Annotated in this window: 11 protein-coding genes and 1 pseudogene; 9 read left to right on the forward strand and 3 right to left on the reverse strand. The window is 59.1% G+C overall.

The window, feature by feature from the left end:
- Window positions 1–1,123 (forward strand): glycoside hydrolase family 92 protein (locus QVP03_RS06030; protein WP_288210676.1); only part of this gene is annotated, 1,123 nt, incomplete at its 5' end.
- A gap of 33 nt (window positions 1,124–1,156) precedes the next feature.
- A complete protein-coding gene (locus QVP03_RS06035) occupies window positions 1,157–2,284 on the forward strand; it encodes a basic secretory protein-like protein (RefSeq protein WP_018697028.1) in 1,128 nt (375 codons plus the stop codon).
- Window positions 2,285–2,541: 257 nt separating this feature from the next.
- Here the strand turns inward: QVP03_RS06035 and QVP03_RS06040 are convergent, their stop codons facing one another.
- The 3 genes and pseudogenes from QVP03_RS06040 to QVP03_RS06050 form a co-directional block, all read right to left on the reverse strand.
- The gene (locus QVP03_RS06040; RefSeq protein WP_229107488.1) at window positions 2,542–2,838 is read right to left on the reverse strand and encodes a plasmid mobilization protein; all 297 of its coding nucleotides are present in this window, start codon (window positions 2,836–2,838) and stop codon (window positions 2,542–2,544) included.
- Between the two features lie 280 nt (window positions 2,839–3,118).
- Window positions 3,119–3,242, reverse strand: a pseudogene (locus QVP03_RS06045) (site-specific integrase); the annotation flags it as partial.
- 175 nt (window positions 3,243–3,417) lie between these two features.
- Complete coding sequence (locus QVP03_RS06050) at window positions 3,418–3,723, reverse strand: DUF3467 domain-containing protein (protein WP_018697026.1); 306 nt, start codon at window positions 3,721–3,723, stop codon at window positions 3,418–3,420.
- A 192-nt stretch (window positions 3,724–3,915) separates the two neighbouring features.
- On the opposite strand from QVP03_RS06050, the gene QVP03_RS06055 reads away from it, so the two are divergent.
- From QVP03_RS06055 to QVP03_RS06085, 7 genes are all read left to right on the forward strand, one after another.
- Window positions 3,916–4,590: a LysE family translocator gene (locus QVP03_RS06055; RefSeq protein WP_026318600.1), complete on the forward strand. Its 675-nt coding sequence runs from the start codon at window positions 3,916–3,918 to the stop codon at window positions 4,588–4,590.
- A complete protein-coding gene (cmk, locus tag QVP03_RS06060) occupies window positions 4,580–5,278 on the forward strand; it encodes a (d)CMP kinase (RefSeq protein ID WP_018697024.1) in 699 nt (232 codons plus the stop codon). The genes QVP03_RS06055 and cmk overlap by 11 nt, the downstream gene beginning before the upstream one ends.
- A gap of 37 nt (window positions 5,279–5,315) precedes the next feature.
- The gene (locus QVP03_RS06065) at window positions 5,316–6,182 is read left to right on the forward strand and encodes a 4-hydroxy-3-methylbut-2-enyl diphosphate reductase (protein ID WP_022332644.1); all 867 of its coding nucleotides are present in this window, start codon (window positions 5,316–5,318) and stop codon (window positions 6,180–6,182) included.
- 139 nt (window positions 6,183–6,321) lie between these two features.
- Complete coding sequence (locus tag QVP03_RS06070; RefSeq protein WP_018697021.1) at window positions 6,322–6,792, forward strand: hypothetical protein; 471 nt, start codon at window positions 6,322–6,324, stop codon at window positions 6,790–6,792.
- On the forward strand, window positions 6,785–8,449 hold the full coding sequence (locus QVP03_RS06075) for a S41 family peptidase (protein WP_022332645.1): 1,665 nt from the start codon (window positions 6,785–6,787) through the stop codon (window positions 8,447–8,449). Before QVP03_RS06070 ends, QVP03_RS06075 begins: the two co-directional genes overlap by 8 nt.
- A gap of 9 nt (window positions 8,450–8,458) precedes the next feature.
- Window positions 8,459–9,637, forward strand: coding sequence for a sensor histidine kinase (locus QVP03_RS06080; protein WP_018697019.1), 1,179 nt, complete (start codon window positions 8,459–8,461; stop codon window positions 9,635–9,637).
- Window positions 9,634–10,450: DUF4271 domain-containing protein (locus QVP03_RS06085; protein WP_288210677.1), on the forward strand; the 817-nt coding region annotated here is incomplete at its 3' end. The genes QVP03_RS06080 and QVP03_RS06085, both read left to right, overlap by 4 nt.

Genomic DNA, 10,450 nt, shown 5'->3' on the forward strand with positions numbered 1-10,450 from the left:
CGTCGAGCGGATGCTGCCCGTCTGGTCGTTCTACGGCAACGAAACCTGGTGCATGATCGGGTACCATGCCGTATCGGTACTGGCCGACATGATTGTCAAGCAGGTTCCCGGCTTCGACTACGAGCGGGCTTTCGAAGCGATGAAACGCACGGCGACCAATCCCAATTACGACTGCCTGCCCGAATATACGAAACTGGGCTGGGTGCCGTTCGACAAGGAGCGCGAATCGGTTTCCAAGACCCTCGAATACGCCTACGACGACTATTGCATCGCGCAGGCAGCCCGCGCGCTCGGCAAGGAGGACTACGACTATTTCCTGCGCCGCTCGCTCTCGTACCGCAACCTGATTGACCCCGAAACGAAGTTCATGCGGGGCCGAGACAGCCAGGGCCGCTGGCGCACGCCCTTTACGCCCGTCGCCTATCAGGGGCCGGGCTCGGTGCACGGCTGGGGCGATATTACGGAGGGATTCACGCTGCAATATACGTGGTACGTGCCGCACGACGTCGCGGGACATATCGACCGCGTGGGCCGCAGGCTGTACGAAACGCGCCTCGACTCGCTCTTCGTGACCGAACTGCCAGACGATATTCCGGGTGCGCATGACATACAGGGGCGTATCGGCGCCTACTGGCACGGCAACGAGCCCTGCCACAACATCGTCTATCTGTACAACTACCTCGGGCAGCCGTGGAAATGCCAGCAGTGGGTGCGCCGCATATCGGACGCCTTCTACGGCAACGAGCCAGGCTCGTTGAGCGGCAACGACGACTGCGGCCAGATGTCGGCGTGGTACCTGTTCAATACGATGGGCTTCTACCCGACGGCGCCGTCGAGCAATGTCTACAACATCGGCTCGCCGACGGTCGAAGGCGTCGAACTGCGCCTCTCCAACGGGAAGTCCATTCGCGTGACGACCGAGAACTGGAGCCCGGAGAACGTCTACATTCGCCGCATGTACGTCGATGGCCGCGTGTGGGACAAGTCGTACATCACGTACGACGACATCCGTGACGGCGTACACCTGCATTATGTGATGGGTTCGCGGCCCGACAAGCGGCGCGCCGTGTCGGCTGCAGCCGTCCCGCCGTCGCTTCCCGTCGCCACAGGGCCGGACAGATAATATGAACAACCGAAAAACAGGTATCTTTACACTATGAAACACTTTATTTTTGCGCTTACGGCGCTTACGATGCTCTCCTGCTCGCAGGAGGCGCCCCGCAATGTTGCGGAACTTTGCGACGACGACCCCTCGACATCTTATGCGATGCCGGCATCCCGCCCCTGCCGGGTTGTATTCGACGGCTTCGACACTCCGATGCGGAGTTACCGCGTATACTCTTCGGGCGAAGTGCCCGCCGCAGATCCGGCCGGATGGGTGTTGAGCGGCACGCACGACGGCCGCAAATGGGTCGAACTCGACCGCCGGGAGGGATGCGTATTCTGCTCGCGTTTCCAGGAGATTACCGGGCGAATTGCCGAACCCTCGAACTATACGGCCTACAAAATCGAATTCCTGCCGCGCGAAGAGGCCGATACGGTCGCCGTGGGCGACGTGCGTTTCTACGAGCGCGACAGGGAGGAGGCGTGGAGCGGTTTCGTCTATCCCGCGGTGGATTTCGAGGTGCTTGACCCACAGACCGAGGGTGCAGCGATTTACGCCACGCTGGTGCAGGATCCCGGGGCGTATGTCCGCTACCACACCCGCAAGGTTGCCGAAATACTTTTCTACTCAGCTGCCGATACGATGAACACGGTGGGGAAAATTGACTATACGCTGAAGGATTATGCCGGGGTTTCGGCCAAATCGGGCAACCCTGCGGAAACGGCGATCGTGTACAGTACGCAGCACATCGAGAAGTCGGCGCGCGAGTCGCTTTACAAACTCGACTATGAAACGCGCGGCGTGCTTTTCCACGAGCTGGTGCACGCCTACCAGTTCGAGCCGAAAGGGATTGGAAGCTATTCAACCAACAGGGAGTTTTGGGCCTGCATCGAGGGCCTTGCCGACGCCGTGCGCGCCGAGGCCGGGCTGTTCGACACTGCGGCGCTCCGCAAACCGGGCGGGCATTGGCTCGACGGCTATAAGACGACCGGATTTTTCCTGCAGTGGCTGACGACCATGAATCCCGACGCCCTGCGTGAATTCCACGTTACGGTTCGCGATATGGATGTCTGGAGTTTCGACAAGGCCATGCGTGCGATGTTCGGCCCCGAAAAAGGCATCGAGCAGATGTGGGCAGAATACCAACAGTTTTTGCAGAGCCAGGCGCCGCAGGCCTGACACCCGCATGGCAAGATATTCGAAAACGAGGCTCCATGGAGCCTCGTTTTATATAGTGTGATGCCTGATCCTGAGTATTGTGTCTGTTCGAAGCGGATGTTTCTTGTAATTTATTGAGTTTAATATGGACAGTTTCGCGGACATCCTCTTCGGATATGGTACGGAGTACAGTATGAAAATATAATAAAGCACAAAATGAAGATCCTGAGAGAATACATCGCAATTGCCCCTCTATTTCGGAGGCGATGCGCCTGATCTTATATTCGCAACCATTCCGCAGCTTGTTTTGCAAGGTTCAGGATCTCGATACTCAACACTTTCAACTCGCGTGTCCGCTGGCCCAGTGCGGCGATCTGATGTGGTATTGCAATGTTGGTGAAGTGCATATTGATGACCTTTACAATCTGGTTATAGTTGTTGCCGATGCGCTGAAACTGGAAATAAAAGTCGTTAAGTCGGGCGACGAACTGCGTCTTCGACGGGTCGCGTCTGATAACGACGGACTCCTCGCTGAAGATTCTTTTAACAATAAAACGACTCCGGTTATGCTCCAATCCGGCTTTGCTGAGCAGCTCGCAAAAGCGGATGTTCTACTCTTCATTAAGCCGGAAAGAGTATTTATAACTCGGCGTTCGGGGCTTCTTATCGGTCTTGTCTGTCGGTTTTCGGTTCATATCCATATATGGCTTAAAAAAGGGTCGCGACTCGGGAGCGACCCGGGCCTCGCAGAGCGAGAACCTTTGTCGGACAAACCCAAATTTGTCGGACAAAGGTACAACTCGCTGTTTTCTGGCGAAAACAAAAATCCGCGGCGGAGGATTTCTATCGAAGGTTTCGGAAGTTCTCCAACTTTTCATTGAGACGCTGGGCTTCGAGGCTTTCTTTTGCCGGCAGTTTTATTTGCTTTGGCATTCCAGAGAGTAGAACGAACGGAGAGTTTGCAGCTGAACTGCGCCATCGTACCGTTGATCGTAATACGGCCCCTGACGGGAACCTGCCCGATTTTACAATTTTATTACTCGGAGCACATGCAGAAAATAAAATTAAATACCTGGAAACAAGATATTTACTCTTTTTCGCACTTCCGGTTACCTACAACAGCCCGGCCGTTTTACGGCCGGGCTGTTGCGATTTTAAGCTTCACCCATCTTGGGGCCCGCTTCGGGAACCGGCGGAGGAGTGGGTATTTCGATCTTGCCCACATTGCTTTCATAACGCACGATATTCTCCTGCAGCGAACGCAACAGCCGTTTGGCGTGTTCGGGCGTGAGGATAATGCGGCTCTTGACACGGGCTTTCTGCACGCCGGGAAGCACCGCGGCAAAATCGATAATGAATTCCGAGGTGGAGTGGGATATGATCGCCAGATTCGAATAGTGGCCCTGGGCCACCGTATCGTCGAGTTCGAGGTCGATCCCGAATTGTTTCATTTCTGCCATAGGCCCGCTTGTTGTTTCTGCAAATTTACCGACTTTCGACTGCCAATATACAACTCTGCGGCCAAAGTTTTCGATATTTTATCAACATATCGGCCATTTCCGACAATCGGCCGCGCCCTTTTTTCACGCGGCCTTGACGGATGTCCGAGGTTTTTCGTATCTTTGTTGCCTGAAACTCCGCAACCGAAGAAAATGGGATTGGAAATCTTGGACGTTATGTTCCGCGGCATCTGCGTAGGCGTGGCGGCATCGATCACGGTAGGCCCCGTGGCCGTGCTGTGCATCCAGCGCACCCTGTCGAAAAGCCGTCGTTCGGGAATCGTCTCCGGCCTGGGCGTAGCCTGTGCCGACACCTTCATGGCCATGGCGGCGTTGTTTTTTTACTCGATGCTCCAGACCCAGATCGAGCAGTACAACACCCTGCTGCGCGTGATAGGCGGCATCTTCGTGGTAATCGTCGGCGTCTACATCTTCGCCCAGAACCCCGTACCGCAGATACGCCGCAACCGGGCGGGCAAGACGTCGCTGTGGCAGGACTTCGCCTCGATCTTCGGGCTGACGATCGCCAATTTCATCATGGTGATCCCCTACATCCTCGCCTTCTTCGCGGTATTCAAGATTTCGGGCGGCGACATCACGCACGAAGGCGTGGGAGGCTTCTTCCGCGCCATGTTCATCATCGCCGGATTCTTCGGCGGCGCCGCGGCCTGGTGGACGATGCTGGCCTTCGTCATCAACCTTTTCCGCCGTCGCTTCCGCCCGCGCCACATGCTGACGATCAACCATGTCGCCGGCCTTATCATCGGGATACTGGGTATTTACACGATACTTTCAACATTCTTTGATATATTCCCCAATGTCGGATAACAAACACAAGATCATAATCGCCATCGACGGCTTTTCGTCGTGCGGCAAGAGTACGTTCGCCAAAGCCATCGCCCGCGAGCTGGGTTACATCTTCATCGACACCGGTGCCATGTACCGCGCCGTCACGCTCTATGCGCTCGAACACGGTGCGATCCGGTCGGGCATCGTCGACGAGGACGCAGTCGTCAGGCTGCTCGACCAGATCGCCATCACGTTCCGTTTCAACCCCGAACGCGGTGCCAGTGACATCTACGTCAACGGCGACCTGGTCGAAGGCAAGATCCGCACGATCGAGGTGAGCAACTGCGTGAGCCGCGTGAGCGCCATCGCCCCCGTACGCAGGAAACTGGTGGCCATGCAGCAGGAGATGGGGCGCCGCCGCGGCGTGGTGATGGACGGCCGTGACATCGGCACGGTGGTCTTTCCCGATGCCGAACTGAAGATTTTCATGACAGCCGACCCGCGGGTTCGCGCCTGCCGCCGCTATGACGAGCTGCGCGCCAAGGGCGACCAGGTGTCGCTCGAGGAGATCGAACGCAACGTGCGCGAACGCGACAAGGCCGATATGGGGCGTGCGATATCGCCGCTCAGGCAGGCCGAAGACGCCATCGTACTCGACAACAGCTGCATGACGGTCGGGGAGCAGATGGCGTGGTTTATGAAGGAATTCGAACAAGTTACCAGATAGGAGCACGGATCGCCGTGCACAGGGCACAGTGAAAGGGTTGCGAATAGAGATCGACGACAAATCGGGCTTCTGCTTCGGCGTAGTCCGGGCTATTTCGGAGGCCGAGAAAGCCCTCGCCGAGGGGAGTACGGTCTATTCGCTGGGCGACATCGTCCACAACCGCATCGAAGTGCAGCGCCTCGAACGGCTGGGGCTGCGCACCGTAACCCATGCCGACATGCCCGCACTGGGCGGCCGGCGGCTGTTCATCCGCGCCCACGGGGAACCGCCCACGACTTTCGCGCGCGCGAAAGAGCTCGGCATCGGGGTGATCGACGCCACCTGCCCGGTGGTCGCCCGTTTGCAGAACCGCGTGGTGAAGGCGCACGAACAGATGCACCCCGTCGGAGGGCAGGTCGTGATCCTCGGCAAACGAGGCCACGCGGAAGTCGTGGGGCTCACGGGACAGGTGCAGGCACCGACCATCGTCATCGAAGGCGAGGAAGACCTCGGCCTGATCGACTTTACGCGGCCGGTCTATTTCCTGTCGCAGACGACCCAGAGCATCGCCCTGTTCGAGGCCTTGGGTGCCGAGATGCGCCGCCGGGCGGCACACCCGGACGGGGTGCGGATCGACGACACGATCTGCCGGCAGGTATCGAACCGCGAACAACACCTGGCGGAATTCGCACGCCGCTTCGACGTGGTGGTGTTCGTCTGCGGGCGCAAGTCGTCGAACGGCAAGGTGCTCTCGGAGGTATGCCGCAGGGCGAACGCCCGGACACATACGGTCGAGGAGGCCGCCGAGATCGACCCGGCATGGTTCCCGGGTGCCGAGTCGGTCGGAATATGCGGCGCCACGTCGACCCCCAAATGGCTGATGCAGGAGGTTGCCGACCGCATCGGGCAAATTGGGAGAAGATGATACACAGAAAAACGACCGCATGCAACAAGCCCCTCCCAAGAAAGGGGTTTGGGATGGGGTCAAAATTGCAAACGGCGCCGGCGGCGGCTACGACCGACAAAGGCATTGTAACGATACAAATCCAACAAAAATCACTGTTATGAAATACTTCATCCGTTCGTTAAAATATTTCGTCGCCCTGTGCGTTATCTGTGTAGCCATCCTGGCTCTGATGCTCGCAACGGGGACTTCGGCACTCACGCTCGACCAGACGGTCTACGTAATGTTCCACACCAGCCGTTACGCGACGCTGTTCGCGGCGATCGTGGTGCTTGCGGCGCTCTACCCCAGATTCGGGTTCGTGGTGCGCAAGGTCGAAGGCGACGTGGAGGAGAACCGCGAACAGATCGTCAACGCCTTCAAGTCGGCAGGCTTTTCGCTGCGCGGAGAGGAAGACGGGGTGATGACATTCCGCGCCGACGGCCCGCTGCGCAAGCTGATGCTGCTGGGAGAGGACGAAATAAAGGTTTCACAATACGGACAGTGGATTCAGATCGACGGCATACGCCGCGGCGTCGCCCGGGTCGAATACCGGCTGGATTCGTACATACAAATGAGTAAACATGATTAGGAAAGGATACAGATACCTGCTCACGGCCGTCATTGCGGCCTCGGCGGCAGCCCTTTTGACCTTTGCGGCCCGCAACGACTTCGGGCTGGGGCGCAACATGGAGATCACGGTCAATATGATGCGCGAACTTTCGCTCGGCTATGTCGACCCGGTAGACCCGGACAAGCTGATGGAAGGTGCCGCAGAAGGTATGGTCAGCGACCTCGACCCCTACACGGAGTTCATCCCCGAAGACCAGATGTCCAACTTCGAGCTGCTCACCACCGGCAAATACGGCGGCGTAGGCTCCCTCATCCGCAAAAAAGGCGACTGGGTAACGATCGCCCAGCCCTATAAGGGATCGCCCGCCGACCGCGCCGGGCTGAAGATCGGCGACAAGATCCTCGCCATCGACGGCAAAGATGCCAAGGGCTTCACCACCGAGCAGGTCAGCTCGCGCCTCAAGGGAGACCCGGGCAGCAAGGTCAGGGTGACCGTCGAACACCTGACGGGCGGCACCGAGACCGTCACCCTGCAACGCGAACGGATCGCCATTCCGGGCGTACCCTACGCGGGATGGGTGGACGAAGGCATCGGGTACATCCGCCACAGCGATTTCACCGAAGGTTGCTACGAGGATATGCGGGCAGCCATCGAACGACTGCGTTCGGAGGGCGAGCTGAAGGGGCTGATCCTCGATTACCGCAGCAACGGCGGCGGCATCATGCAGGAAGCCGTGAAGATACTGGGCATGTTCGTCCCGAAAGGCACCGAAGTGGTGAGTACCAAAGGCCGCACGGAAGATTCGCGCCGGGTATACCGCACCGAATCGGAACCGATACTCCCGGACTTGCCGCTGGCGGTACTCGTCAACGGCAACTCGGCATCGGCATCGGAGATCGTGACGGGAGCGTTGCAGGATCTCGACCGCGCGGTCATCATCGGCCAGCGCAGCTACGGCAAAGGGCTCGTACAGACCCCGCGCCCGCTGGGATACAACGCCATGCTGAAGCTCACCACCGCAAAATACTACATCCCTTCGGGACGCTGCATACAGGCCATCGACTATTCCCACTCGCAGGAGGGCACCGTCCGTTCGGTACCCGACTCGCTCATCTCGGAATACACGACCCGCGCCGGACGCAAGGTCTACGACGGGGGCGGCATCATGCCCGACATCCGCACCGCACCGGAGTACATCAGCCGCTTCGCCATGACGCTCTATGCGCTGGGGTTCATCGAGGATTTCGGGGACGAATACGTGCGCCGGCACCCGGGACAACAGATCGACATCCGCACGTTCTCGATCACGGACGGTGATTACGCCGAGTTCGCCGAGTTCATGAAGGACAAGGAGGTTCCCTATGAGTCGGATACGCGGCGGGCACTCAAGAAACTGCGCGAGGCTGCCAAAACGGATCGCTTCGAAGAGGTGGAACAGCAGATCGCAGCCATCGACTCGACGCTCCGGGACGACACGGCGACCAATCTTGAAACCTACCGCAAGGAGATCGTCGAGTCGATCAACAACGACATCGTACTGCGCCACGGCTATTCGGAAGGCGTCATCGAGCATTCGCTTCCCGACGACGGGGACGTGCTGAAAGCCATCGAAATACTCGGCAACAGGCAGGAGTACGCGCGGATCGTCACCGAGCAGGACACCCCGCGTAAATAAACACAGGCCATGAAAATCCGCCGCGACATATTCTCGTTCCGCAACCGCGTGGTGGTCATCATCGTGGGGGTATCCCTCGGCATGGTGTCGCTGCTCTACACCAACAACATGGCCAAGCGCCTGAAGGAAAAGGAGCAGCACGACGTGGCGCTGTGGGCCCATGCGATGGAGCGTGCGAACCGCAACGTGATGGGAGGCTCGATGGAAGACCCGCTCATCACCGACATCGTGTCGAACGGCAACAACATCCCGTTCATCATGACCAACGAGAACCTGGAGGTGCTCCAATTCCACCTGGTTCCCGAAAAAATCATCGACCACCCCGACCGGCTGCGCAGGCAGATCGACAAATTCACGGCCGAGAACACCCCGCGCACGGTGCGTTTCTGGTGGTCCAACGACCACTACCACATCATCTTCTACGGGCGATCGGCACTGCTCAAATCGCTCTACTACTTCCCCTATGTCCAGATATTGGTCATAACGGCCTTTATCCTGCTGGGGTTCATCGCATTCCGGTCTTCGAAACACGACGAGCAGAACCGGGTGTGGATCGGGCTGGCGAAGGAGACGGCACACCAACTGGGCACCCCCACCTCGTCGTTGCTCGGGTGGATCGAATACCTGCGCTCGCAGGACGTGGATCAGAGCGCCGTGGAGGAGATGAACAAAGACCTCACGCACCTGATGAAGATCGTCGACCGCTTCTCGAAGATCGGCTCCGAAACACCCCTTACCCCGGCCAACATCAACGAAGTAGTGGGCGAGTCGGTCATGTATTTCCGTAAGCGCATCCCGCGCAACGTGACGCTCGACTACAACGGGCTGGCCATCGCCCCCGTGCAGGCCAACATCAACGCCGCACTGTTCGAATGGGTGGTCGAGAACCTGATGAAAAACTCGCTCGACGCCCTACAGGGGCACGGGTCGATCGACGTGCGCATCTCGTCGGACGACAAGAACGTGATGATCGACGTCAAGGATACCGGCAAGGGCATCCCCAAGGGGAACTGGAAGCGTATCTTCGAACCGGGATTCACGACCAAGACCCGCGGCTGGGGGCTCGGGCTCTCGCTTTCGCGCCGCATCGTGGAGGATTACCACCAGGGTAAGATCGGCGTGACGGAATCGGAGATCGGCAAAGGCACGACGATCCGCATCACGCTCAAACGCATATTCGAGGAATGACCGACACGCTGAGACATACCGTGCCGGTTCCGCTGCCCCGAACGCAGGAATCCGGCGTTGCGCCGGTACACGGCACCGGGGGTTCCGCCACGCCACAGACAGCGGCCCCGGCCGGGGATTCCGTACCGCACCGCCATGCAGGTATGCCCGCGACACCCCCGGGGGACTCGCCCGCAGCACGGACTCTCCAAGCACAGTCCCCGACGGACAGTACGGAAAATACGGCCGCAGGCGACACGCTCGCCGCAGACAGTGCTGCGGACGGCGAATTTCCGTTCCTCCCCTTCGGCGACCCGTTCCCGGAGCTGCCGGCAACGCCTTGGCACGACGTCCCGGCCGCGGAGGTCTTCGGCACGGCATCCGTGCTGGTTCCGCAGCAGCCGATATATTCCGCCCGGGCGGAGTCGCTCACCGAAAATCCCGTTTTCCAGGGTTTCGTGCTGTTGCTGGCCGCAACCTATGCCATGCTCCTCTACCGCAATCTGGAGGATGTGCGCCTGCTGCTCACACGTGTTTCGCGCGACAGGGCCACAGGAGAACGCCTGACCGAAGACCCCGGCGGCAGCGGGTTTTCGCGCTTCCTGAATATCGCCACGACGATCGGCATGCTCTTCATGGGGGTCATGGTCGTCAAATACGGGGATTCCCTGATGCCGGGACGCCTGACCGAACTCCTTCCGCACGGAGCCGTGCTGGCCCTGAGCCTGCTGGCGACGCTTGCCTGTGCGGGGGTGGTGCTCTTCCAGCTGGCAACCGTAAGGATGGCCGGGGCGGTGACGCTTTCGCAGCCCTTCATCTCGCAGGTCGTCCTGC

This window comes from Alistipes sp. CAG:29, from assembly GCF_000435435.1.
Classification (GTDB): Bacteria; Bacteroidota; Bacteroidia; order Bacteroidales; family Rikenellaceae; genus Alistipes; species Alistipes onderdonkii.